Below are 24,263 nucleotides of genomic sequence, written 5' to 3'. Positions count from 1 at the left end.
GTTGATCACACGGAGGATCACCATGAAGGACAATTCTGAAATGTTTCCCAACGCCGAGCTTTGGTTGGCTGCCGTGGTGGGCTGCACGCCGGCGCTTCTGATTACCGTCTGGATGATTGTATCGCTGATCCAACCGCAATTTCCGGGCTGACGTTACTCGCATCTGAAGGCATGATCGAAGATCGCGGTAACGGCAGGGAGATTGGCCATCAAAAGTCGCGGCGGGAAAACGCCAGCCAACAAGCAATTGGTTTAGGACCGAACTCAGCGGCGGCCCTCTTGCTCCGACTTCACCGAATTGCAGCCATAGCAACGAAACACATTCACCGCTTCGTACTTGCCAACGGATGGTAGCTCGGCCAACAACGCCATATCACGACCGCAAGCGTCGCATTTGCACGCTAGCGCTTGCGTCACTTGCTTGGACATTGTTGGCATAGCGAACGTCCCCATGCGCTATTTGCCGAGGGGGCGATCATGATCCTCAAAACACGCCCGTTGTATCCGTGCGAATACGGGCACTTCGTTTTTAGTACTACTTCGCGAGCTTGATAGGCCGTATGGGTCATTCACATGCTCCAAATGGGCTAAGCATCCGGCGCGGTCGCCGCGTGGTAGAATGTTGGACGTCAACATCTCATAGTGAGCGGCATGACGATCAAGACGCCTCATTTTCAGCCCGAGAAGACAAGGGACGGTCGGTGGTTTGTCGCGGTCAAGACCGGCAATGGGCCGGATTCCCACATCGGAGATTTCGAAACGGAGGCCGACGCCGAGCGCTGGATCGCAACCAAAGCAAAGTATTGGCCCGGTAGAGAGAGCTGAAGCGCGGGGCTCCAGTCACCTTCTAGCCTCCCGGCGATACAGGCGTTCTAGCTCAAATAGGTCAGATGAACGCGAATGGCCGCCTTGCAGCGCGAAACCAGGGCAGTCTCATTTACGTTTTTGATCTGTCGGCTACCGCTTCTGTTTGAGGCAGGGGCAATTGGAAGTGGCCGGCAGCGGCCGTCCGCTTTTCCAAGTTACGGGCGGCCCCAACTCCGGCGTTGAACCGGTTGCAGCGGCATCCTCCAGGTCCAAATACGTGGTCGGGAGGATCGCGTTTTCGCCGACGCGCAGTGTGGAGCACAGGTAGTCGCGCGCCGCAGCAGTCGAAATCCTGGTGTCTCAGGCGGAGCCTTCATGAGGAGAGCAGGTTGACCGCTGGCTATTGCAATCCCAGGGCGCTTAGGAACAGTCAGCGTTCGGTGGACGTTGATGTTCAGGCAATAAGTCCGTTGGTGCGTGGATAACGTACGAGCGTCGCGCGCAGGCGCGAGGAAGTTTACATGGTTGACGAATTTTCAATGGCACCGGCCGCTACGCCAGAACAGCGAATAGATCAGGCATCAGAAGCGATCCGTCGTATGGCTGAAGACACCATGTTCGAACCCCGGCCGCAGCAGGATCGGTGGCTGCATCATTTGAGCGAAGCGACGAGGGCGGCTCCGCTTCAATCCATTGCGGTCGCTTTTCTGCTAGGGGTTTTCCTGGCTCGTCGCTAGTCGCAACGTTGGTTGAACGCAAGCAATCGCGCCGCGCCGGCATCCATTCGCAAGTCAGCCCCTCACTGAAAAGCGGTCGAACGCAGTCAGTATCTGGACCTGGATATCAACCTCTGCCTGATAGATCGTCTTCTGCAGGTATTCGATTTCGATATTCTGATTGCTCTCGTCGACATCGATGTACCACGACCGCGGCCGGCCGTCGGCGCCGTCGCTCCAGCGATAACCACGCCGCTTGAGCGCGTCCTTGAGCTCGAAGGGGGACCGCTCGGCCCAGATCCGGATCGTCTTGCGGCGGGCCCGCTCCAGCAGCAGGGAGAGCACGGTGCGATCGAGCCGGGGCAGGGTGATCGCGAGGATCTCGAGCAGCGCCAGGCAATCGTCGACTGCGCGGTGCGTCTCATGAAACAGCCCGGCCTTCATCAGGAGATAAGATAGGCGTGAACCCTCGAAGCCATGGCCGCGCCATTCGACCTCGCTGACCGAGCAGGCCCAGGCCTTGAGCGTGAAGAGAGCCGCGTAACGCTCCATGAATTTCCGGTCGAAGCCGGCGTTGTGGGCAATGACCACGACCGCATCGGAGGCGAATTCGTTGACGCGCGCTTCGTCCAGGTTGTGGCTTTCGACCATCGCATCGGTGATGCCGGTCAGTGCCGTGATCTCCGCGGGAATGGCGACAGACGGCTGGTTGAAGCAGCTGAAGGTGTCGATGACCCGGCCGATCCTCCCGTCCGGCAGATAGGTGAACTTCACCATCCCGAGCTCGATGATCTCGTCACGCGCCGGATCGAGGCCGGTGGTCTCGACGTCGAGCAGGATTGCGGTCTTGGTCGATTGCCCGTCGCTCGGCGTAAAGTCGGAGCGGGGAACCAGCCGGCGTAGCACCCGGTAGTCGGGTGACTGCTCCAGCATGCCGGCGATCTCGGCGAGGGGCGGTTGAACGGTCATATCGAGCGGCGGACGATCATTTGATTGAAAGATTGGCCAAGTCTAGCCGATCGGACCGGTCCTGGCGCAGCAATGCTTGTGGATAGGTCCTTGGCGCAAGGACAGCTCTCGAAGGACAGCTCCCGGCGGTACCGACCACCTTCTCCCGCGGAACCAGCTCGGCATCCAGAGGAGGTGGCTGCGCGCCGCAGGATGCGGACGGGCTCTCGTGGACCGTGCCGCGTCGCGTCACGGCCTTGCGGCTTCGATCCCTCGCGCCGCGGCACAGCATGCCTCGATCACATTATTCGGAAAATACGAAATAAGACTCGACGGAACACCCAACTCACTCGTATCATTGTGGCTCGATCCCAGGTGAGGTCATCGTGATGTCGGATCAGCAGGCGAGATCTTCGGATCTCGTTGAGATCGCCCGTAGGAGCGGCGAATTTCGGAAGCACTATGGAATTGCGCTTGGCGCATTCCTTTACCTCAGTTCGATCAGCGCAGCGCGGCCGAGGTCGATCTGGTGGAACGGTGTGCTGACGGCATTGATCGGTGCAGCCGCTGTCTGGCTCAAGAGCCGAGGGAGCGGTGGCTAGCAAGCGGGACTCTTCGGTGCGTTCTTGGGCGAGTGCGCGCGGTCGCGATGGTCAGGTGTCTCAGCTGGTCCAGGCGATGGCAACCTATGCTGCCAACAATCCCGGCTTCGACCCAACCAGCTCGAGCATCCACACGGTGCCGAACGACGCGGGCCTGCAAAGCACCATGTCCGCGGCCTGGCACGCCTGAGACGCCGGAATACCCGAACGAGCGCGGTAGCCGGTTGCGGCGCCGCGCTCGTCCGCCGGATGCGGGATCCCTCGGAGGCATGCTGGCTGCCGCGCCATGTGTGGCGCAGAAAGCGGACCTTGCCCGGGCAGGCAGACTCACCGTAACTCCGATCGACTGCATCCTGGTTGGGGACTTACCGATGAATCGGTCGAATGGGCTGCCGGACGACGGCTATGCGTTGATTGTCGATGGCCAGGTGAAGACGGAGTTCAAGACGAGGGAGGGCGCCGAGGCCGGCGCCAGGGATTTGAAGCGGCGCTTTCCGGTGCTGCAGATCCGGCTGTATGACGCCGAAGCCAAACGGGCCGAAGAGTTCGCCTGACTGGCTGATCGTCTTCGAAGACGAGGGCATGCCGCCGGCTGCGGCGGCTTGCTGGCACCCGGATTGGAGCGAGGCTGCATCATGTTGACATTCTCAACCCGAGCTTGTCCCCTCGCGACCGAGGTCGAACCGGAGGTGTCTTGTCATGCGAAGATTCATCGCCACGCTTCCCCTCCTGTTGCTTCTGCTGACAGCCCAGCAGGCGAAAGCCTGGAATGCCGACGGTCATCAGATCGTCGGCGCCATCGCAGATGCCATGCTGTCCGCGAAATGCCAAGGCGCAAGTTGCATCCATCCTCGGCGTCGATCTGAGCACCGCCGCGCCCTGGCTCGACTGCGTGAAAAGCGTCCATCGTCAGGATGACGGTACATTCAAATACATCGTGGAAGAGGCGTTTGAGGCTCCCTGCACGCCGTTCAAGGATGCCAGGGACCTGATGGAAGCGTATGTCGGACGCAATTTCGTGCAGTGCAGCTACACGGTGCATCGCAAGGAGAACGGCCACGAGTTCGACGAGGAGATGGGATGTCACAACACCTTTCATTTCGACGACATCTCGATCCTGCGCGATCGCTTTGACCGCAACTTCCAGGGGACCAATGAGCATGACATCGTTGCCGCCATCAATGCAGCCATTGCTGTCCTTAGGGATCGCCCGTCGCCGCCGCCTTTCAATATCGCAACCAAGGCTGAGGCGCTTTTTCTTCTTGCCCATCTGATCGGTGACCTCCACCAGCCGCTGCATGTCGGGGCGGTCTATCTCGATCTGCAGGGGCAGCAGGTCGATCCGGACGTGACCCATACGATCGATCCATCAACTGAGACGATTGGCGGCAACGCCCTGTTCGACAACAACAAGAATTTGCATTCCGCATGGGATGCTCCGCCGACCAGCTTCCATGTTCCGCAAGCCCTCGACCTGTTGCCAATAGCGCAGCAGATCGCAAAAGACAGTGATCAGATCGAGAACTGGTCGTTCGCCTGGGCGAGCGATACGATCAAGCTTGCGCCGCGAGCGTTCGCCTGCGCCAGCTTCGCCAAGGTGCAGCCGAGTGCCGCTCACCCGAACGGTGGCTGGTCTATCACCTTCACCGATCATGCGGCCTATGTGGATGCCCGCGATCAGATCAAGCGTGAGCAACTCGCGAAGGCCGGCGCTCGGTTGGCGAACCTGCTGAATGCGATCTGGCCTTAAGGCGTGATAGGCTTTCCAGTTCGGGCGGACATCTTCCCCCCGAGCGATCCAGGCAAGCTCAGTAGGGCAATCGCGACTCGACAAATTGTTTGTGTTGCGAGCGGGAGAACCATTGAACCTGGCGATCGCGTAGATGCAACGGCAGGCCGCGCCTCAGGGCCTTGATGTTGCCTTAGCGAGAAAAGTTCGAATTCAAAATGTACGGACCGATGATCCAAGGCAATTGCGGCGGTTTCATTTAAGCTCATTGGTACGCGCCTTGCACGGCGTAATTCCAGTGTGGCTGTTTCCTTGAACGAAGGCGCGTTCGCGGCTCCCGCAGAACAGGTCAAATGTATGGTCCCCGTAAGCATCAATCATCAATGCGCGGTCTATGTATCGCCTTTCGCCGACCAGGCGCAGGGGATGGGCCACATTGCGCTCAGGCAAACCGACGCAATCGGTAGCTGTCGGCTGGACCGACGGTATGCGGGATCGCCCCGGCGACGACCGCAGCTACCTACTCTTTGGTCATTGAGTTCGCTGCTCCGCCCGGACAAAGCCATTCGAATTGGACGACTGAATGAACGTGCAACAATCGCTGACGGCGGCGCAACCCGTCGAGACGCCGCCGATCGTATCCGCCAATAGCGTGGGCGATGCGATGATGCGGTTCGAAACCGTTTCGAGGATCTATCTTGCTGATCGCGACAAGCCGAGCGTGCAGGCACTGCGATGAGAAATTCGTCGAGGAAGGCGCGGGAATGAGCGAAGTTGAGCGACTGAACGCCACGGCGGAATTTCGAAGAGCGCTGATGCAGGCACCCTACCACCAGTGGCTTGGGGTGGAACTTACCGAGCTTAGGGAAGATGGAGTGGCAATCGCGCTGCACTGGCGTGAAGAGTTCGTGTCAAACATCAAGGTGGGAGCGACGCACGGTGGAATTCTTGCCGCGCTAATCGATTTGACTGGCCTCTATGCGATACGGGCTGCAGGGGGTTCTGTAGCTGCGACGGCCGATCTTCGGGTAGACTATCACCGGCCCGCGGTCGGGGGGACGGTATTGGCTATCGGGACCGTGCTCAAAGTGGGCCGTCGGATGAGCACCGCCGACGTTAGGGTCATCGATGGTGAACAGGTCTTGCTCGCGAGTGGTCGCGGTGCGTACCTGGCGCAGTAAATGCGATTGGATCCGGCTAATCCCGGTAGCGGGCCAAGCCGGGTGGAACTCCTCCTTCTGTTTGACCCTTGCCCCGCTTGATCTGCTAAGCCGATTAGGATGGGACGACTTTGAATGATGTCCGCTGCGTCTAAATGAATATAACGCTGACGGTCCGCCCGTGGCGAAGACAAGCGCCAGTAATTTGAACCGAGAAGGCGACACTCCGTTGCACTCACACTAGGCGAGTACGCCTTGTGGTAAAGGCGAGGGAAGACCGACAGCAGGTCGGCTTCGTTTATGTTCGGATCGCACTACCGAGCGCCGTCCAGTTATAGAGGAGGGGACATCGAACTCATGCGCTGAAAACCCGCTGAGCTAAATCGTGTCGCCTGCCGCCACGATCGGGCCTCCAAACGAGGCAAATGCGTCGCGTGCTATCAGGATCAGCCCTTCGAGGGAGCGTTCTCCGGCTTCATCCGCCGACGATCTGCCTGTCTTGGCCGACCGGCATAGGAATGGTTGGGAAGAACAGCGTGCTGACCGCCCGCACGTCGGCGGTTCGACGGGACTAAACACGAGCCGGCCAGAGACCACAATGCCACCTTCCCATCTTGGTTACGCGCGGAGTGGGTTTCCGGCTTGTCCAGATTTGATCTGGCACAAGGCGCCTTCCGGCCGGCGTGCTAACCCTGATCGCCAGAAAGTCGAAATCAGTTTCCGAAAGCGAATTTGCTCCAGGCGAATGAGCAATGAGGACTGTATCCAGAGTAACTACCATGAACTGGTACAACGATGGGACCGGGTAACGGAGAACGATGAGACGCATCAATACGCCCTATCGGATCGACCAAACAGCGCTCAATGTCGGCTCGGAACTAGCTATTTTGAGGACAAGCGAAGCCTTGGAGTGGCCAAACATCAGCGTTAGTTTCGCAAGAGGGCTGCCACACGGTTACGAAATCGCCCATCGGACCACGCCCGATGTCTGGATCGCTATGTCGCACACTGAGGTGGACGTGTCGTTGAATTTAGGCCGGCAGAAGCAGCGCCTTGTCTGTTCGGGCCGACGGATTTTGCTGCTTGCGCCCGAGACCCCCATTGGAGTGAGAAGACAGAATGAGATCTACGGACTTCATGTATTTCTGAAGGCCGCGATCCTCGCCGAAGTTGCGAGTGAAGTGTTCGATCGCGACGCCAAGAGCCTTGAAATCGTCTCGACGTTCGGGTTTGACGATCCTGGCATGCGCTTGCTGCTGGATTCCCTGAACTACGCGCTTTCTGAGCCGGGGCCGCATTCGAACCTGAAAGTAGAGCATCTTTCACGCGCGCTGGCGGTCGATGTGCTTTCTAAGCATGGTGCCGCAAAGCTAACCACCGGCATACAAGCCAGCGAGCGCCTGACGACGAAGCAAGCTCGCTTGGTGACCGAATACATCCACGAACATCTTTCTTCGGAAATATTGCTGAACGACCTTGCGAAGCTGGCCGGACTCAGTCGCACCGTCTTTGTTAGGCGGTTCAAGGCATCATTTCAGCAGACGCCGCATCGATACTTGATGGAAACGCGCATTCGTCGCAGCCAGGAATTATTGGCAACGACAAACGCGCCATTGACGCAAATCGCATTGATCTGCGGCTTCGCCGATCAGTCACATTTTTGCATGGCCTTCAGAAATGCGGTTGGCTTGTCTCCATCGGTATATCGAAAGTGCACCTAGCGCATCATCCGAAAAAATCGGAACACGTGCTGGTCAGTCCGGGCGTTGGTCATGGGACGAAGCTGACCGCGATAAAGGACCGGCGTCCAAGCGCATCGCTGTCGTCGAGATAGGACCTGCGGGCGTTTGCCACGACGACGGTCGCGTCGGCCTGTCCAGCAACGCCGCCGAACGGGCCGTCCGCGCCTAGCGCCGTGGGCCGCAAGTCCCGGCTGTCCTGCGGTCCCGATCGCGGCTGCGACCGTTGACGCGATGACGTATCGCTCGGTCGTTGCGGTCAAAATGAACGACGTGGATCCAAAGCGCGGCTCGCCAGCGTCCCGACCCGCATCGCCGCACATCCATTTCAAAGGCTCGACGAACAGCTTCCGTGGAATTGGCTTGACCGAAACAAGCGAGCTGAAAAGGCCGCGTGAGCGGCGGGCTACGCCGGTCTTGAGACTACGCCACCTTCATAAACTGGCGAAGGCGGTCATCGTTCGTCCGGGTCGTCTTGTATCTCATAGTCATGCGGCAGCTGCCGATGGCTTTACACGCCCGCCGTTCGCCCAACCGGTGGGCATCCATGAGATGGGTGACAGCTTTTCCGTCCAGCCGCCGGCGTCACAACTTCTTCTGCAGCAAGTCCTTCAGCGCGACATTGTCGAGCATGGCATCCGCCAGCAACCGCTTCAGCCGCGTGTTCTCATCCTCCAGCGCCTTCAGTTGCTTGACATCTGACACCTCCATGCCGCCGAACGTCGCCTTCCATTTGTTGATGCTGGCGTCGCTGACGCCATGCTTGCTGCACAGATCGGCGATCGAAACGCCGGCCTCGTGCTCCTTTAAAATCCCGATGATCTGCTCTTCCGAAAAGCGGCTGCGCTTCATGCCTGGTCCTTGTCGTGGGCCAGGAAGAACTTCAAGCAGGATTAAGCCTGTGCGGCAAGGTCAACGCCGTCGACTTGCCGCGTTCCTTGTCGTTGCTTCGAGAGCGTCATTGCTGATCTGCCTCGGCTGCGCTGATCTTCTGGGAGAGCGACCTCTGCTGAACAGTCTGCGCCTGGCCCCCGCAGCAAACGAGTCGCTGTTCGTGGCTGTCACGATCTACGGCAGCCGTCCCGCCGGGCGAAACCTTCACGCGCTTTTCTCGCTTTTCCGCCGGCAGGCCGGCACCTTGCTGCCGGATCCTCACGGCAGACAGAGCGTTCTAGAAAGGCCTGAACCTACATTGCTGGTTGGCGGCCCCGCCCAACGAGTACGGAGGCATCGTGGTTACCTGAGAGGAAGGACCATTGGTCATGGCCGTCACGGTGACGCAACGGCAGGCTGCGTCTAAGGGCGTTGACAGCGCCTGAAGCAAGAAATGTTCGAATTCAAAATATGCGAACCGATGATCCAAGGTTATTGCGGAGAGTTCCTTGATGCTTGTTGGCGCGCGCTTGCACGATATTTGTTCTTGAGCAAGCAGGGACATGCAAGGGGAGGAGATGGCAGCAGCAAAATTCCACAAGCGCGGTTTTGTAGGCGGGATTGTTGAAATTGCTTTCGCTCAAGGTCTGGTCGCCGTGGCAATGTGGCTGTTACCCTGAGCGAGGGTGTGTTTCACGGCTCCCGTAGGAAAGGTCGATCTTCTTATCCCGTTAAGACGGATTATTGGCGCGTGGCCCGCCAAAATCGCGATAAACCCGTGAGATCACTTGAATGTCATCATTTGTTTCCAACAAAATCGCGCTCTTCATCGACGGGGCCAATCTTTTCGCTACGGCGAAGGCGCTCGGCTTTGATATCGATTACAAACGTCTTCTCAAAGAATTCCAAGGCCGCGGCACGCTGCTGCGTGCGTTCTATTACACGGCGGTCATCGAGGATCAGGAGTATTCGTCGATCCGTCCCCTGATCGACTGGCTAGACTACAACGGTTACACGGTTGTTACCAAGGCGACCAAGGAGTTCGTCGACGAAAGTGGCCGCCGCAAGCTGAAAGGCAACATGGACATCGAGCTCGCGGTCGACGCCATGGAGCTCGCCGAGCACATCGATCAGATGATCTTGTTCTCTGGCGACGGCGACTTCCGCTCCCTGGTCGAAGCCGTGCAGAGCCGGGGCGTTCGCGTCACGGTGATCTCTACCATCGCCAGCCAGCCCCCCATGATCGCCGACGAACTGCGCCGCCAGGCGGACGTCTTCACCGACCTGGTTGAGCTGCAATCCAAGCTCGGTCGTGATTCGTCCGAACGTCCAGCTCCGCGCCTTCGCTCTCCGCAATTTCACCAGCGCGCTATCACCACGGTGGCTCTACAGGCGGCCGATAACGATCTCGGCGAGTAGTCACGTCGCTCTATTGCCTGCGCGCAGCGGGTCGCTTTTTGTGCGTGGGGCCCGTGCGTGCGAGCCCGGTGGGTTCGATCGTGGTGGATTCACATGAATTGCCGGATCAGCGGCGGTGGCTGTGCGCAGAAGCCGCGCTCGTGGAAATCCGCACTTCCCTGCAGTCGCTGCTCAGGTCGCACTTAGTTGCGAGTTCTCCGATTGAGTCCATTTTGTCGATGGTCTCCAAGCGGACCTGGAAGCGATACCTCCGCCTGCAGGTGCGACGCTTGGATGAAGTGCCGTTCTACTGACGCCGGCTTCGTTGATCTAAGCGTCCGAGAAAGGCAGGCACGCGGCCGTCGCCAGGGTCGCGCGGTTCGAAATGATGTCCGATTTCAAACAAGGCTGACCAATCTTCAAGGCGATCTGGATGAGGGCGTGGTCCATGTTGCCGATGCAGAACAGAGTCCCAATAGATCGCCGTTTCTCCATCGCACTGTTGCAATTTAGCCCTCGGTCTGTCAGCGCGACCTTGCCTGCTGTGCTGGCCACCATGTTGCTGGCTATAAGCAGTGACGAGTCGTTGGCGCAGTACGAGTGCGGCCATCCGACGTCGAACCCGGCCACGATCACCTGTGGAGGCGCCTCTTATCCTGGTGGCATCTACTACGGCGGTCAGGGTTGGGGATACTGGCCTCTCGCCAATAACCTGACACTCGTCATCGACAACCCCGGGATGGTCGTCGGGCCCTCATCTCAGCCGAATGGCGTGGTCCAGAATGACGGATACGACAATATCGCCGTCGACATCAAAAACGCAGCCACGATTACCAATCCGTACAACAGTGGTGTCATAGCCTTCAACTTCGGCAACGGCAATTCAACGGTGATCCTCGACAACGGGGCGATCGTTGCCGGCAAGCACGGTCTGTGGGCGAGCAATTGGAGGGCTGGGGCAGGAAAGGGGGATACGTCCGTCATCATGACGGGTGGCTCGGTCAGGGCGGGTCAAATAGGTTTGTACGCCTGGCAGACGGGCACTGGTGCCGCCACTGTGACGATGAGCGGCGGGACGGTAACGGCGGGACAAAGAGGGCTTCTTGCCTGGATTACCAATGGTGCGAATGCGCGCGATGCGCGAGTGACGATGACGGGCGGCACTGTCACGGCCGGTGCAGTTGGTCTCTTCGCGCTCAACCAGGGCAGGGGTGCTGCGACCGTTGCCGTGTCGGGCAATAGCCGCGTCACCACGACAGCGGCCGGGTCACATGGTGCGCTTGCCCAAGTCTATAATGCCGCAAGCTCAGCTGATGCGACGATCACCCTGGCAGACCGCGCGACAGTGACAACGGGAGGCACCGACGCCGTCGGCCTTTATGCTTACAATGCCGGCCACGGCAAGGCCATTGTGACGATGACCGGCGGCACGGTGGTCTCGGAGAAGAGCATCGGCATCAGTGCTGTGGCCAGCGGGGGTGAAGCCAACATTGATGCGGCGGGTGACGTCCGCGGCGCCACGGCCATCCGCGGTAAGTCGACAGGCGGCAAGGTGACCCTGGTGGCCAGGGGTAACACCGTCGGTACGGCCAGCGGTCCGCTCGACGGTGGTGTCACGCCGACAGGCAATGCTCTGCAGGTGACCGACGCGCGAGAAGCGACGGTGGACAATTACGGCCGCGCGACCACGCTTGGCACCGGTAGTGCGGTGGTTGATGTCAGTACGACGGAGGCGGCCACGGTCAATAACCATGCTGGTGCGACCATCAGCGGTGCCAGCGACTTGGCCATCCTCAGCCGCTCCGGCACCACCACCATCAACAACGACGGTACGATCATCGGCTACGTCACGCTGCTGGGCAGCAACAACGTGTTCAACAACAACTCGGCAAATTCGTTCGACACGCGCGACTATGTCAACGGCGTGCAGCATGTCGCCGTCTCGCGGATCAACGGCGACTTCAACAACAACGCCAATGGCGTCCTGCGGCTGCTCTATGTCGACCGGCCGCAGGGCGTCGACAATACCGGTGCCTACCAGCCGGCTGGCGCCCTGTTGCCGACGCCCACCAACGGCGTTGCCCAGGGGCAGCTGCTGGGCGTGAGGACATTCGACAATCGCGGGATCATCACGCTCCAGGGGGCCGACACCGGGGCGGGGCGCCCGATCGCCGGCGACGTGCTCGTGATCACCGGCGGCACACATCCCGGTACTGACGGAGGTGGCGTCTTCATCTCCGACGGCGGCGGTCTGAGACTCGACACCGTCCTGAACGCCGGTGGCCCTCAGAGCCTGAGCGACGTGCTCGTCGTGGACTCGGCGCGCCTTGGCTCCGGCGGAGCTACTCGGATCAGCGTCGCCAACGCCGGCGGCGCGGGCGCGCCGACGGCAGGCAATGGCATCATGCTCGTCGACGTCCTGAACAAAACCGCGTCCGCGCCCGATGTCTTTGTGCTCAACGGGCAGTACTCGACCAAGGACGGGCGTCCGGCCGTGGTCGCCGGGGCATATGGCTACACGCTTTTCCACGGTGGCGTCGGCGACAGTGCGGCGGATGGCAACTGGTATCTGCGGTCGCAACTCCGTCCGGTCGACCCAGCCCCGCCTCCCTATCAGCCAACTGTGCCTCCATCGTATCAGCCTCCCTATCAGCCAACTGTGCCTCCGTCGTATCAGCCCCTTTACCAGCCGACAGTGCCGGTGGCTGAGGCTTATCCGCAGGTGCTGCTTGGCCTGATTGGCCTGCCGACGCTACAGCAGCGGGTGGGCAATCGTTATTGGTGCGATGACCGGGAAAGAAGGGAGGCGGCCGACGCCTCTGATCGGACGGCCCGTCCTTTCGGGTGCGAGAAGGATCCCACCATAGAAGGTGGTGGCTTCTGGCTCCGCACGGAGGGGCGCCATGATCATGTCCAGCCGGCCCTCTCGACGGCAAGTGTGAACCGCGACGTGGACCAATGGCAGGTTCAGGCAGGCGTCGATGGGCTTCTTTATGAATCCACCATTGGCGATCGCCTGATCCTTGGCGTGACTGGCCAGTACGGCAATGCCAGCGCCAGGTTGGTCTCGCCGCACGCCAACGGCTCCATCCATGCCGATGCCTATGGCGTCGGTCCTACCCTGACCTGGTATGGCCACCAAGGTTTCTATGTCGATGCCCAGGGACGGGCGACCTGGTTCAACAGCAATCTGTCGTCCGATCAGGCCGGCCTCATCGCCCACGATAACAGCGCCTTCGGTTACGCGTTCTCGCTCGAGCTGGGGCAGGACCTGCACATCGCCAGGAACTGGACGGTCACGCCGCAGGCGCAGCTGATCTATTCCTCGGTGACATTCGACAGCTTTACCGATCGGTTCGGGGCGGCAGTCTCGCCCGACAAGGGTGACAGCCTCCGAGCGCGGTTCGGGATCTCGGCCGGCTGGGAGAAGGCGTGGAATGACGCTCATGGCAACGCCGAACGCCTCAAGCTCTATGGCGTCGCCAATCTCTATGCCGAGTTTCTAGGGGGGACCCGGGTGAGCGTGGCCGAGACGTGGTTTGTCAGCCGCAACGACCCCTCGACCGGAGAGCTCGGGTTGGGCGGAACCTATGATTGGGGTGACAACAAATACTCCCTCTATGGCGAAGTCGCCGCTTCCACGAGCCTCAGCAACTTCGGCAGCAGCTACGGCTATCGCGGCATCGCTGGAGCCACGTACAGATGGTGACGACGCACAGTAACTCCCGTGCGAGTGGGGCCCGTCCGCTCCTTCAGTGCGCGCGTCAACTCCTTCAGTCATGAAGCACTCTGTGGTCCGAACTTCCGTTTTGTTATTGGCAGCTCCGTTCGCCGGGATCCTTTTCATCGGTGCATCGTCTTCAAACCAACCCCTGGCCCAGGAGACGACCAGCCAGCCTACGACGCTCATGGAAACCTATGATGCTTGGGCCGTCCGCTGTGATGCGCTGGGGACGAGCAATGCCGACAGGCAATGCCACATCAGTGCGGAGATCTTCCAAGGCGAAACGAACCAGAAGGTAATGTCGATACTGCTTCGGCCCGCTGCCAAGGCCGGGTCTTTGGCGGCAACGATCACCGCAGCCTTCGGGATCAAGTTGTCGGAGGGTATCACCCTCAAGGCCGGCAACAGAGACTTCAGGAAGATCGAGCTGCTGACCTGCCTGCCGAACGGGTGTTTGGCGCCAACAGAATTCAGCGCCGATGAGGTCAAGGTCCTCAGCAGTCAGCAGAAGGTTGCTGTTCGCATGATTGTTTACGACAGCGGCAATCCGGCGGACTTTGAGCTTTCGATGAAGGGTTTCGGTGCCGCGCTGGCGCGCCTTGCCAAGCTCGCCGCTCGACCAGTGCCCTGAAGTTCACGACCTCACACGGAAGTCCTGGTTCATTCCTGAAGCAGATGGGTCTGCGAGACGCGAACATTTTCTGTCAGCTCGGATCGTTCATCCGGATCCATGCTCCGGTGCGACTTCATGCGGAGTTCCTCGCTCTGATCGGCTTCGATCCAATCCAGGAGGACATCAGGGTGAGAGCGAAACGGGGGGCAAGGGGACAGAGAGCGCTGCTTGATTGAGGCAGATGCGAACCATGATTTTGGCTGCTCGTTCCAACCGCGCCCCGCATTTGGCGACTGGGACGACGGAAGAGTTCCACAATTGGCGCTTCCGCGACTATCTGCCTCAGATGTGTTGCAGCGACGCGATCGCCAAAGAAGTTGCGGCAAATGTTGGCGGCATCTGAATAATCTTCAACGACCCGTCGCCTCACCAGCGAGTTCCGGAGGGGCGCGGTGATGAGCTTGGCGTGGCCTGGATTGCGGGTGCACTTCTCGGGTGACAAAAAAAATCGAATGTGAAAGTGTCGGACCGATGATCAAAGTCGTTGAACGGATCAAGTTCTAACGATCATCGTCGTGCCGGATGTCAATGACTTCCGTTTGCTGCCCGCGGGCGGCCAACTTTTGCCGCGGGGTAGCGCTTGCCAGTTGCAGGCTACAAGCCGGACGTGAAATCCATTGCTGGCTCAGTGCGGCGTTGGCGAACAATACGGATGCATCTCTTCCGGGTCGACGTTGCCTCCGCGACGTCGCTTGCTCCGGCATTGGTCTGCCGTCTCGTAACATTTATTCGCGCGGCGCAAGGTTCAATTGGAGCCGCGCAACGATGCCTGGCCCGGTCGGCGCGGTGGCAAAGGCAAAGATATTTTGTCACCACGACCCGGCGAGGCCTGCGTATTGGGTGTTCCGTTGCAGCGATCGTCTCCTGCTCGCCGAGCGGGTCCGCTCACGCGTTCGACTTCTTCGGCCTGCTCGGTTCTGACGATCCGCCACCGGTCAGCGCCACGACAATGCCTTACCGTCTGGTGATCGAGGCCAGGACGGATGACGGCAAGGAGGATAGTGATGCCGAACAGGCCTTGCGTGACGCCTCCGCTACCTATCGGCTCCGGCAGGAACCGCCACCGGACGGAGACGGTCTCGCGCGTCGCCTTCAGGCCGACATCAACCCGCTGCTGGACACACTCTGGGGGCTTGGCCACTACAACGCCGAAGTTGATGTGACCATCGACGGAGTTCCGGTCTCCTCGCTTGATGAAACCGGCTTCGCGGCTGCCGCGCGCCAAGCTGACGGCTTTCGCAATAAATCCGTTGTTCCGATCAAGGTCGCCGTGCGGCTCGGCCGGCTGTTCAAGTTGCGCACGGTCGACGTCGACTATCCGCGCGACCTGGCGCCGCAGGGATTGCCACGCCGCGCCTTTGGACTGAAACCGGGCGACCCGGCTGTCTCGGCTGACCTGCGCGCCGCGCAGCTGAAGCTCATCGACTGGTTCCGCAGCAACGGACATCCGCTCGCGAAGACCGCCGACGTCAAGGCAACAGTGGATCACACGGCCGCCGCGATGGACCTTCGGCTGCGGGTCGATGCGGGCCCGAAAGCCGGCATAGGCGCCGTCACCATTTCGGGCAGCGGGGCTGTCGATCCGCGGGTGGTGGCGACCCATGTCTATCTGAAGGAGGGCGAGCCTTATTCTCCCGAGCGGCTGGCGCTGACCAAGACCTCGATCGCCAGGATCCCCGCCATCGGCGGCATTCGCATCCGCGAGGCCGACAAGCTCGACGCGAATGGCAATCTGCCGGTCTTCATCGATGTGACGGAACGACCCAGGCACGCCGTGGGCCTTTCGGCGAAATATTCGACGGTCGATGGTCCCGGCGTTTCGGGCTCCTATGAGGATCGGAACATCTTCGGCGGCGGCGAGCGCCTGCGGCTTGAGGCCTCCGTGTCCCTCTTGCAGCGGGTCGATGGAACCTCCTTCGGCGGTTCCAGCAATCTCCACGCATCCGATCTTGGTGCGCGATTCACCGGAACCTTCATCAAGCCGGGCTTGTTCGGCACTCCGAACGACCTGTTGATCGAGGCTACTGCCTTCCGCGAGCGCGTCGGCAACAACGAGCTCGGTGGCTATACCGACGATACGGTGCGCGGCACGATCGGTGTGGTCCATCGCTTTTCGGAGACCGCTTCGCTACAGGGCGGCCTTCAGGTCGAGCAGTCGAGATCGCAGGACGTGCTCGGCCGTGTCGATGCGACGCTCGTCGGTTTCACCGCGACCGGCCGCTACGACACGACAGACAATCCGCTCGATCCCACGCGCGGTGTGCGCCTTGCTGCGACCGTCAATGCCTATTCGAAGCTGATGGGCTCCACGATCGATCTCATCGAGGGCCGCGTCTCGGGCTCGGCCTATTATGCGCTTGATGAGCAGGCCGACTACGTGCTGGCGGGCCGGCTGGCCTTGGGCTCGCTCGGGGGAGCGCCGCTGGCTGACATTCCGGATTCGCACCGCTTCTTCGCGGGCGGCGGCGGATCCGTGCGCGGCTATGGGTTCAACACCATCTCGCCGATGATGTTCGGTCAGATCACCGGTGGCAGCAGCCTGATCGAAGGTTCTGCAGAAGTTCGCGTCAGGATCACGCCCACCATCGGCCTCGTGCCGTTCCTGGACTTCGGCTCGGTGTCCCGTTCGTCGCTGCCGGGCTTCGGCGACTATGTCGGCTACGGGGCGGGGCTCGGCCTGCGTTATCTGACGCCGGTGGGGCCGATCCGGCTCGATGTCGCGACTCCGCTGAATCCGCGGCCTGGCGACAGCCGCTACGCGATCTATGTCAGCATTGGACAGGCCTTCTGATGCGCGCGCGACGGATCGTTGTGATCGGTTTCGTCGTAGCGGCGCTCGGGGCCGTCTGTGTCGCCGTGCTCGGCATCGCTTTCTACGGAATGGCAGGCAGAACCGGCGAGAACCAGCAGGACGTGCTTGCCAGCCTCGTCTCGCGAACGCTGTCGACGCCCGCGACCCAGATTCATATCGGCGCGGTCGACGGTGTCCTGTCGTCGGATGCGACGGTGCGCGATGTCAGCTTCACCGACAAGGACGGAGTGTGGCTGACCCTCGACAAGGCGCGTCTCGTCTGGCGGCGCGCAGCGCTGCTCGCAGGGCGGCTGGAAATCGATCGGCTCGAGATCGGCACGCTTGATATCAAGCGAAAGCCGCTGCCCTCCGACCAGCCAGCCGCGGCATCTGACCAGCCGATCCTGCCCGAACTTCCCGTTAAAGTGCAGGTGAAGGCTTTCGACCTGCAGGCCCTGGTGCTGGGCCAGTCCATCCTCGGCGAAGCCTTGAGCGTCAAGGCGACCGGCAATACTGAGCTCGGCTCGCCCTCGGAGGGCCTCGTTTTCAATCTCGATGCGATCCGCACCGATTTCCCGGGCCGCTTCAAGGCGGCGCTCGCCTTTGTCCCGCATGGAAACGCGTTGACCCTCGATGTCACGCTCGATGAGCCCGCCCACGGCCTCATGTCCAAGATCGCTCATCTGCCGGGTGAGCCGCCCGTCACGTTCGCGCTTGGCGGCAAGGGAACGCTCGACAGCTTCCGTGGCGCCTTGAAGTTTCAGGCCGGTCCCACGATCGATGCGACCGGTGCGATCACGCTCGATCGCAACGCGGCGCGTCGCATCCTTGCAGCCCGCCTCTCAAGCCATCTCGGGCCGCTGCTGCCGTCAGTTGCCGCGCCTGTCTTTGCCGGCGAGACCAATCTCGACAGCACGACGCGTTTCGGCGACGACGGCAGCGTCGCGCTCGACGGGCTGACGCTCACGAGCCGTCTGGCGCGGCTCGACGTGAAGGGCGTGCTCGGCGCCGACAGAGTGATGGATTTTTCGGCCTCGATCCGTGCCTTGCCGAGCAATGGCGATGTCACGCAAACAGATCAGGGTTCGATCCGCAGCCTGGTGTTCGACAGCAGGGTCAACGGACCGATCAAGGCCCCGACGCTCACGGCCAAGCTCGCACTGTCGGGCGCCCGCCTGCCAGATGGAGACCTCGATGCGCTCGATGCCTCCCTCACGGCGGTTCCCCGCGCCGAGGCAACTGACCTCGCAACGCAGATTGTGCTGGACGCGAATTTGCAGGCCACCGGCATCGCGCCGCGCGATCGTGGTCTTGCAGCGGCCATAGGCAACAGCGCGTCGCTTGTGCTCCATGGCAGCACCGATCTGGGCGGCCACGCCACCATCGACCGGCTGGAGATCGGGACGCCCACAGTCCAGGCCACTTATGCTGGTGATGTCAGCCCCGATCGGCTGCGCGGCCGGGCAACCGGAACGATGCCTGATCTCGGCCGCTTCAGCGATCTCGCCGGCTTGAAGCTGATGGGCTCGGTCGCGCTCGGCCTCGATCTCGATGCCGACCGTGAGCACGGCCGCTTCGACACGAAATTGTCCGGCACGGGCCAAGGAATCGCAACGGGGCTCACGGCGCTGGATGGGCTCACTGGACCCCGCATCACGCTCGCGGCAGATGTCGGCGCAGATAGCAGCGGCGACATCTACACTGTGCGTGACGTGTCGCTCGACGGAGCCCATCTCGCCTTACGCGCCAAGGGAACGCTGACCCGAGATACGAGTGACCTGTCGGCGCATGTTGATCTGCCTGATCTTGCCGCGGCCGATGCGCGCCTGACAGGTGCGGGAGCTGTCGATGTCGGCCTGACCGGAGGGCTCGCGCGTCCCGGCGTGTCGTTCTCTGCTTCGGTGGATCGCGCCACGGCGATGCGGCGCTCCATTGCGCATCTGGAACTCGCCGCGACCATCAATGATGTCAAAGGACCTTGTGTGGTCGACGCCAGGCTCGATGGCTCGGTCGACGGCAAGGCCGCGCGCGGCATCGTGCAGATGAGCCGCCAATCGGGCGACGCAGCTCGCTCGTCTTATGCCGGGTGGGATGCCAAGACCGTCGACATCGCGATCGGCTCGGTATCCCTGAAGGGGGCGGGGACGATCGACACGCAAAGCCTCGCGCGCGGAGAGCTCCATTTCGCGGCCGGCTCGCTCGCCGATCTCTCGCCGCTTGCCCTGATGGACCTCGCCGGCTCGGCTTCGCTCGATCTTGCCGCATCCGCCGATGGCGATCAGCAATCTGTCCGTCTTGCTGGCAGGGGATCAGGGATCCGTGCCGCCGGTGCCGCGATCCGCAGTTTCGATCTGCGGGCGGATGCGGCCGATCTCTACCGCCATCCGCTGCTCAACGCGGACGCCAAGGTCACCGGCGCCGAGATCGCCGGCCAGGCCGTCTCGAGCATCGCCCTGACCGCGCGCGGAAACGCCGGCGCGAGCATGATTGGCCTGTCGGCCAAGGCGGCCGGCTTCGACCTCGATGCCGCAGGCGTGCTGACCGCCAACGATCGCACGCGGTTCGATCTCAATCGCTTCACCGCGCGACGCGGCACCAGGGCGATCGCGTTGCAGGGGCCGGCCAGCTTCTCGCTCGACGAGGGGAGTGTGCTGATCGAGCATTTGGCTCTCGGCGTCGGCAACGGTCGCATCGCGGTTGACGGCAGCGTAGGCAAGACGCTCGACGTCAAGGCTATCGCAAACGCAATCCCGCTTCCTGCGGCCGATGTCCTGATGCCGGGCCTGGGCCTTGCCGGGACGCTCGACGCCTCGGCCGCGATCTCAGGCTCGACGAGCGCCGCGACAGGCCAGTACAGGGTGACCGTCAGGCAACTGACCGCACCGCAGGGGCGCAGCGCGGGCCTGCCGCCGATCGACGTCACGGCGGATGGGCGCCTCGAGGGAAGCCGTGCGAGCATCGCCACCACGATCGCAGCTGGAAAAGCCGGCACGATTACCGCCTCGGGCACGGTGCCGCTCGATGCAGCCGGGCCGATCGCGCTGACCGCGAAGGGCCGTCTCGATGCCGCCGTCGCCAACGCCGTCCTGTCAGCGTCCGGCCGCACCGTCTCCGGCACCGTCGTGCTCGATGCCCGTGTGGCCGGCACGCGCGCCAAGCCACAGCTCGGCGGCGCCGCCACCTTGAGCGGAGGCACGTTCCGCGACAGCCTGCTCGGCACACGCCTCGACGACATCGATGCGAAAGTCACTGCCGAAGGAGACCGTATCGTCGTGGAGCGCCTGACCGCGACGACGCCCAACGGCGGCACATTGACTGGCTCCGGCCAGGTGCGCCTGGCTCCGGATGCCGGTTTCCCCGGCACCGTCTCGATTCGCGGACAACAGGCGACGCTGGCGGCCAGTGCGCTCGCGACGGCGCAGGCCAATCTTTCGATCGACGTCACCGGCGCTCTGGCGCGCGATCCCCGGATCAGTGGGCACATCGACCTGACTCACGTCGCCGTCGATATTCCCGATCGCCTGCCGTCGGCGCTCAGACCGATCGATGGCATCACCCATGTGAATGCGTCGGGCCAGGCCGCCGCACGCCTTGCGGCGGCGCGCAAGGCCGAAGCCTTGAGGGGCAGTAAGCGGCGCGCGGCGTTGTTCAATGCTGCGCTTGAGGTCTCAGTGTCGGCGCCGAACCACGTCTTTATTCACGGCCGCGGAGTAACTGCTGAACTCGGCGGTTCCGTGCGTGTGGGCGGTACGACCAACGCTCCGGTACCTAAGGGGGCCTTCTCGCTCTATCAGGGCAAGCTGGCGGTGCTCGGAAAGACGTTGACCTTCACCAGGGGTAACCTCTCCTTCAACGGCGATCTTGCCCCCGAGCTCGACTTCGTGGCGGAGATCTCGGCCTCAGACATCACCGCGCAGGTCGGCATCTCCGGGCCCGCAGCCGCGCCGGTCTTCGCTTTCACGTCGCAGCCCGAATTGCCGCAGGACGAAATTCTGTCGCGCATCCTGTTCCAGAAGGCGTCCGGTGGTCTGTCGACGGCGCAGGCGCTGCAGCTCGCGGAGACGGCAGCGCAGTTCGCAAGCGGCGGTGAAGGGACAATGGATCGCCTGCGCCGCTCGCTCGGCGTCGACAGTCTGGATGTGAGCGCCGGCGCCGGCGGCCCGATGGTCGGCGCGTCGCGCGCGATCGGCGACAGGTTGAGCGTGGGTGTGCGGACAGGCGCCAGCGCCAGCCAGTCGGGCGTGTCGGCCAATGTAGACGTCACACGCCATATCCGGGTCGAGTCGGATGTCGACGCGAAGGGGTCGACATCCGTCGGGGTTGGAGCGCGATACGAATGGTAGCACTGAGCGATTTCTGCAATGTCATTGATGCCCTGTCCGATAAGGCCAACCAGGCGGCCGACAAACCTCTCCGAAAACGCGGCAAAATGCGTGTGACGGCGGATCGGACACGTGTCCATGTCATTTGCCCGCAAAGTCATTCTTGCGTGTTCTGAATTGAAGTCTCGCTCCACCCGAGTGGATGGGACCGCGCCAATAGAAGGTGATGGGCACGGGACGGAGCTGAGCCACGATGGTGGTCGGGGTCTGACAGGTCGAGTTTGTCACTCAGCACAAGGTGCCTAGGACGTGCACTTTCGATATTGCGATGGCGACATGCCAACAGCGCGCCTGAAGGACATGCTCAAATGCGATTGATCAGCGAAACCGCAGATCATTGCGATGTGCGTCAAGGGCAGGGTGGTCGTTGCCAATAACTCCTGGCCCCGACGAATACGCGTTTCCATCAGGTATCGATGCGGCGTCTGACGAAACGATGCCTTGAATCGCTGGATAAACAAGGTGCGGCTAACTCCGGCCAGCTTCGCCAGATCGTTCAGCAGTATTTCCGAAGAAAGATGTTCGTGGATGTATTCAGTCACCAAGCGAGCCTGCTTCGTCGTCAGGCGCTCGGCAGCTTGCGTGCAATTGGCTCGCGTTGAGGCAACATGTTTCGAGAGCACATCGATCGCCAGCACACGTGAAAGATGCTCTACTTTCAGGTTCGAATGCGGCCCCGGCTCAGAGAGCGCGTAGTTCAGGGAATCCAGCAGCAAGCGCATGCCAGGATCGTCAAACCCGAATGTCGAGACGATTTCAAGACTCTTGGCGTCGCGATCGAATACCTCGCTTGCAACCTCGGCAAGGATCTCGGCTTTCAGAAACACGTGAAGCCCGTGAATTTCGCTCCCTCTTCGTACTCCGATGGGCGTCTCCGGCGCGAGCAGCAGGATACGCCGGTCCCGAAAGACAAAGCGCTGCTCCCGCCCGCCCACATTCAGGTGCGCGTCCATCGAACTATACGACATGGCGATCCAAACGTCGGGAGTGGCACGATGGACTATCTCGTAACCGTGCGGGAGTCCTCTCGCAAAGCTGGCGTTGACGTTTGGCCAACCGAGGCTTTCACTCGTCCTCAGGACGGATAGCTCCGAACCAACATTAAGTACCGTTTGGTCAAGTCGATACGGCACTTTCATGGACGTTACCCGCTCCGTTACCAAGAGCCGATTGTAGGGTCTGGTTCTCGGTAGTCACTTTTAGAAATGGGCCGTTTTTTTGAAGAACGGTCTTAAATGGCCGCAGCCATCATCAATGGACTAGCCGCGCCGACGCCGGTGCTTGACCGAGACGGTCTTACACTTGCTACCTGTTGATGCACTGGCACCGCAACGCCCGTTAAGCCTGTCATCTGGCGCCGCTCGAAGACGCAGCGTGATTGTCAATGGGTTCCAGAGCGTGATTTGACGCCGAGCGGCTTGCTCAAAGCGAAAGCGATTTCTTGAGAACAAGGCCCAGGATGATCCACAGGGCAACGCCGAGAGGCAGCGCGAAGCGGAGGCCGCGATAAAGGCGTGCATCCACGCGGGGAGGCAGACAGGCAACGTCCGCTTTTTTCGGTGCATGCCTCCTGCCTGCGAGAGGGGTGTCGGCCGATGGTGGATAAGGCGCCATTTTGTGTCCCTTTCTCGGTAGAGGGCCGGATCCTTGACGCGGGACTCTGCCCGGTGGCGCGGCATGTCGATTGAAGGGGCGTTTCATCGTTTTTGGAATCGGTCGTTTCTTTGGTGTGAAAGGGACCTCGTCGAGGATTGTTCGCAAGTTTGACGGGTTTGGTATGTCGGATGCCCACATGCGATTGATCGCCTTGCCTGAACAGGATGGCTACGGACCCTCAGTCCGAGGAGACGACAAGCGTTGGCATCTGGTTCGGCCCAGGCATCAGCTCCAGAAAGGCCGCCCCGATAGGAGAAGGACCTGGTCACATGGCCGCATTTGCGTTTGCAACAGATCACCCTCACCTGGAGGACAGGCAGAATGCTGGCTCATCCCCGCCATAGCTGCGTTGTCCTCGTCAATGCAGCGCGGGGTGCTGCGGCGAATGCTTCCGAAGCGTTCGCCGGAAGCTTGCCGCTGCTCTCGATCTGCCAGGAATTCTTTGCGATCCCTCAAATCGCCATTGGCGGCTACGAACGAGCTCTGCTTCCGAACCAGGTTGCCGCCTCGATCGAGCACATTGACGTCGATGCGCTGTCGATGTGGCGAGATCCGCAGCTGGCAGAGCGTCTGGCCCGGTCGGATGTCGGCGTGATTTTCCTGGGCGGTGCCTTCCTCGAAGAGGAGGTGCTCATCTCGGCATTGGAAGGGGCAAGACGCGGCTACGACGTCCGCCTGCTCTCGGATTTGTCGATCGCGCGGCACGAATCTGATCGGGCGCTCGTTCTGGCCCGGCTCGCGCATCACGGCATCCTTGCGACCACAATCCGGCAAGCCTTGCTGGAATGGGCGATGTCCCTGGAGGATTTCAATGTGAGCCAAAAGATTCAGGAACTTCTTTCATAAGGCGATCCGCGGAGCGGACCGGACACTCGGCAAGCAGGTCCGTCGTCAATGGTCGGCCTTTCCCGTCCTCTCGCGCAAACGCCGTCCTCAGACAAACGGTTGCTCATCGCTTTCGGCCACACTCGATTGCAGCGGCGAGAGCGACGCCTGGACGATGCTCCACGGGCCAAAGCCTTGGCGGAGCCGGCCGCGAGCGGCCGGCACATTCGGATTGCCCCG

18 protein-coding genes and 2 pseudogenes are annotated in these 24,263 nt (G+C 61.4%); 17 read left to right on the top strand and 3 right to left on the bottom strand.

All coding sequences use genetic code 11. The features are described 5' to 3' along the window. Positions 1-22 precede the first annotated feature (22 nt). The 3 genes from JQ616_RS39715 (at position 23) to JQ616_RS34625 (ending at position 1,544) form a co-directional block, all read left to right on the top strand. Complete coding sequence (locus tag JQ616_RS39715; RefSeq protein ID WP_283812703.1) at positions 23-151, top strand: hypothetical protein; 129 nt, start codon at positions 23-25, stop codon at positions 149-151. Positions 152-651: 500 nt separating this feature from the next. Continuing rightward, positions 652-825 carry a hypothetical protein gene (locus JQ616_RS34630; RefSeq protein ID WP_212022646.1) on the top strand — a complete coding sequence of 58 codons (174 nt, stop codon included), beginning with the start codon at positions 652-654 and terminating at the stop codon, positions 823-825. A 503-nt stretch (positions 826-1,328) separates the two neighbouring features. Then, on the top strand, positions 1,329-1,544 hold the full coding sequence (locus JQ616_RS34625; RefSeq protein WP_212022645.1) for a hypothetical protein: 216 nt from the start codon (positions 1,329-1,331) through the stop codon (positions 1,542-1,544). A gap of 54 nt (positions 1,545-1,598) precedes the next feature. Here the strand turns inward: JQ616_RS34625 and JQ616_RS34620 are convergent, their stop codons facing one another. After that, entirely contained in the window at positions 1,599-2,492 is an 894-nt protein-coding gene (locus tag JQ616_RS34620; RefSeq protein WP_212022644.1) for a 3'-5' exonuclease, read from the bottom strand. Positions 2,493-3,128: 636 nt separating this feature from the next. Between JQ616_RS34620 and JQ616_RS39710 the strand changes: the two genes are divergently transcribed. The 7 genes and pseudogenes from JQ616_RS39710 to JQ616_RS39530 all read left to right on the top strand — a co-directional run. Beyond that, positions 3,129-3,263 carry a hypothetical protein gene (locus tag JQ616_RS39710; protein WP_283812702.1) on the top strand — a complete coding sequence of 45 codons (135 nt, stop codon included), beginning with the start codon at positions 3,129-3,131 and terminating at the stop codon, positions 3,261-3,263. A gap of 181 nt (positions 3,264-3,444) precedes the next feature. Continuing rightward, positions 3,445-3,627, top strand: coding sequence for a hypothetical protein (locus JQ616_RS34615; RefSeq protein WP_212022643.1), 183 nt, complete (start codon positions 3,445-3,447; stop codon positions 3,625-3,627). Positions 3,628-3,842: 215 nt separating this feature from the next. After that, positions 3,843-4,823: a S1/P1 nuclease gene (locus tag JQ616_RS34610; protein ID WP_212022642.1), complete on the top strand. Its 981-nt coding sequence runs from the start codon at positions 3,843-3,845 to the stop codon at positions 4,821-4,823. A 568-nt stretch (positions 4,824-5,391) separates the two neighbouring features. Continuing rightward, on the top strand, positions 5,392-5,541 hold the full coding sequence (locus JQ616_RS34605) for a hypothetical protein (RefSeq protein WP_212022641.1): 150 nt from the start codon (positions 5,392-5,394) through the stop codon (positions 5,539-5,541). 25 nt (positions 5,542-5,566) lie between these two features. Next, the gene (locus JQ616_RS34600) at positions 5,567-5,983 is read left to right on the top strand and encodes a PaaI family thioesterase (protein WP_212022640.1); all 417 of its coding nucleotides are present in this window, start codon (positions 5,567-5,569) and stop codon (positions 5,981-5,983) included. A gap of 797 nt (positions 5,984-6,780) precedes the next feature. Then, a complete protein-coding gene (locus JQ616_RS34595) occupies positions 6,781-7,683 on the top strand; it encodes a helix-turn-helix domain-containing protein (protein WP_212022639.1) in 903 nt (300 codons plus the stop codon). 133 nt (positions 7,684-7,816) lie between these two features. Next, positions 7,817-8,099: pseudogene (locus tag JQ616_RS39530) on the top strand (IS66 family transposase); the annotation flags it as partial. Positions 8,100-8,133: 34 nt separating this feature from the next. Here JQ616_RS39530 and JQ616_RS34590 read toward each other — a convergent pair. Further along, positions 8,134-8,553, bottom strand: a pseudogene (locus JQ616_RS34590) (transposase); the annotation flags it as partial. A gap of 813 nt (positions 8,554-9,366) precedes the next feature. Here JQ616_RS34590 and JQ616_RS34585 point away from each other — a divergent pair. The 6 genes from JQ616_RS34585 (at position 9,367) to JQ616_RS34560 (ending at position 21,503) form a co-directional block, all read left to right on the top strand. Further along, entirely contained in the window at positions 9,367-9,993 is a 627-nt protein-coding gene (locus JQ616_RS34585; RefSeq protein WP_212022638.1) for an NYN domain-containing protein, read from the top strand. Positions 9,994-10,420: 427 nt separating this feature from the next. Further along, positions 10,421-13,681, top strand: coding sequence for an autotransporter outer membrane beta-barrel domain-containing protein (locus JQ616_RS34580; protein ID WP_212022637.1), 3,261 nt, complete (start codon positions 10,421-10,423; stop codon positions 13,679-13,681). Positions 13,682-13,763: 82 nt separating this feature from the next. After that, a complete protein-coding gene (locus JQ616_RS34575) occupies positions 13,764-14,327 on the top strand; it encodes an invasion associated locus B family protein (protein WP_212022636.1) in 564 nt (187 codons plus the stop codon). Between the two features lie 232 nt (positions 14,328-14,559). Next, positions 14,560-14,712: a hypothetical protein gene (locus JQ616_RS34570; RefSeq protein WP_212022635.1), complete on the top strand. Its 153-nt coding sequence runs from the start codon at positions 14,560-14,562 to the stop codon at positions 14,710-14,712. A gap of 237 nt (positions 14,713-14,949) precedes the next feature. Next, entirely contained in the window at positions 14,950-17,160 is a 2,211-nt protein-coding gene (locus JQ616_RS34565; protein ID WP_249137648.1) for an autotransporter assembly complex protein TamA, read from the top strand. Then, the gene (locus tag JQ616_RS34560; protein ID WP_212022634.1) at positions 17,160-21,503 is read left to right on the top strand and encodes a translocation/assembly module TamB domain-containing protein; all 4,344 of its coding nucleotides are present in this window, start codon (positions 17,160-17,162) and stop codon (positions 21,501-21,503) included. The genes JQ616_RS34565 and JQ616_RS34560 overlap by 1 nt, the downstream gene beginning before the upstream one ends. A 281-nt stretch (positions 21,504-21,784) precedes the next feature. Here JQ616_RS34560 and JQ616_RS34555 read toward each other — a convergent pair whose 3' ends face one another. Continuing rightward, a complete protein-coding gene (locus tag JQ616_RS34555) occupies positions 21,785-22,495 on the bottom strand; it encodes a helix-turn-helix transcriptional regulator (protein ID WP_212022633.1) in 711 nt (236 codons plus the stop codon). Positions 22,496-23,519: 1,024 nt separating this feature from the next. On the opposite strand from JQ616_RS34555, the gene JQ616_RS34550 reads away from it, so the two are divergent. After that, positions 23,520-24,044, top strand: a complete 525-nt coding sequence (locus tag JQ616_RS34550) for an isochorismatase family protein (protein ID WP_212022632.1) — start codon at positions 23,520-23,522, stop codon at positions 24,042-24,044. Positions 24,045-24,263: the final 219 nt, after the last annotated feature.

This window comes from Bradyrhizobium tropiciagri (assembly GCF_018130545.1).
Lineage (GTDB): Bacteria > Pseudomonadota > Alphaproteobacteria > Rhizobiales > Xanthobacteraceae > Bradyrhizobium > Bradyrhizobium tropiciagri_A.
This window is presented reverse-complemented; position numbering and strand designations above follow the sequence as displayed.

Coding starts and splice junctions, on each gene's coding strand:
- JQ616_RS34600 (WP_212022640.1), top strand. CDS start 5,567: ATGAGCGAAGTTGAGCGACTGAACGCCACGGCGGAATTTCGAAGAGCG.
- JQ616_RS34585 (WP_212022638.1), top strand. CDS start 9,367: ATGTCATCATTTGTTTCCAACAAAATCGCGCTCTTCATCGACGGGGCC.
- JQ616_RS34555 (WP_212022633.1), bottom strand. CDS start 22,495: ATGGACGCGCACCTGAATGTGGGCGGGCGGGAGCAGCGCTTTGTCTTT.
- JQ616_RS39715 (WP_283812703.1), top strand. CDS start 23: ATGAAGGACAATTCTGAAATGTTTCCCAACGCCGAGCTTTGGTTGGCT.
- JQ616_RS34595 (WP_212022639.1), top strand. CDS start 6,781: ATGAGACGCATCAATACGCCCTATCGGATCGACCAAACAGCGCTCAAT.
- JQ616_RS34610 (WP_212022642.1), top strand. CDS start 3,843: ATGCCGACGGTCATCAGATCGTCGGCGCCATCGCAGATGCCATGCTGT.
- JQ616_RS34580 (WP_212022637.1), top strand. CDS start 10,421: ATGTTGCCGATGCAGAACAGAGTCCCAATAGATCGCCGTTTCTCCATC.
- JQ616_RS34625 (WP_212022645.1), top strand. CDS start 1,329: ATGGTTGACGAATTTTCAATGGCACCGGCCGCTACGCCAGAACAGCGA.
- JQ616_RS34570 (WP_212022635.1), top strand. CDS start 14,560: ATGATTTTGGCTGCTCGTTCCAACCGCGCCCCGCATTTGGCGACTGGG.
- JQ616_RS34550 (WP_212022632.1), top strand. CDS start 23,520: ATGCTGGCTCATCCCCGCCATAGCTGCGTTGTCCTCGTCAATGCAGCG.
- JQ616_RS34630 (WP_212022646.1), top strand. CDS start 652: ATGACGATCAAGACGCCTCATTTTCAGCCCGAGAAGACAAGGGACGGT.
- JQ616_RS34560 (WP_212022634.1), top strand. CDS start 17,160: ATGCGCGCGCGACGGATCGTTGTGATCGGTTTCGTCGTAGCGGCGCTC.
- JQ616_RS34620 (WP_212022644.1), bottom strand. CDS start 2,492: ATGACCGTTCAACCGCCCCTCGCCGAGATCGCCGGCATGCTGGAGCAG.
- JQ616_RS34615 (WP_212022643.1), top strand. CDS start 3,445: ATGAATCGGTCGAATGGGCTGCCGGACGACGGCTATGCGTTGATTGTC.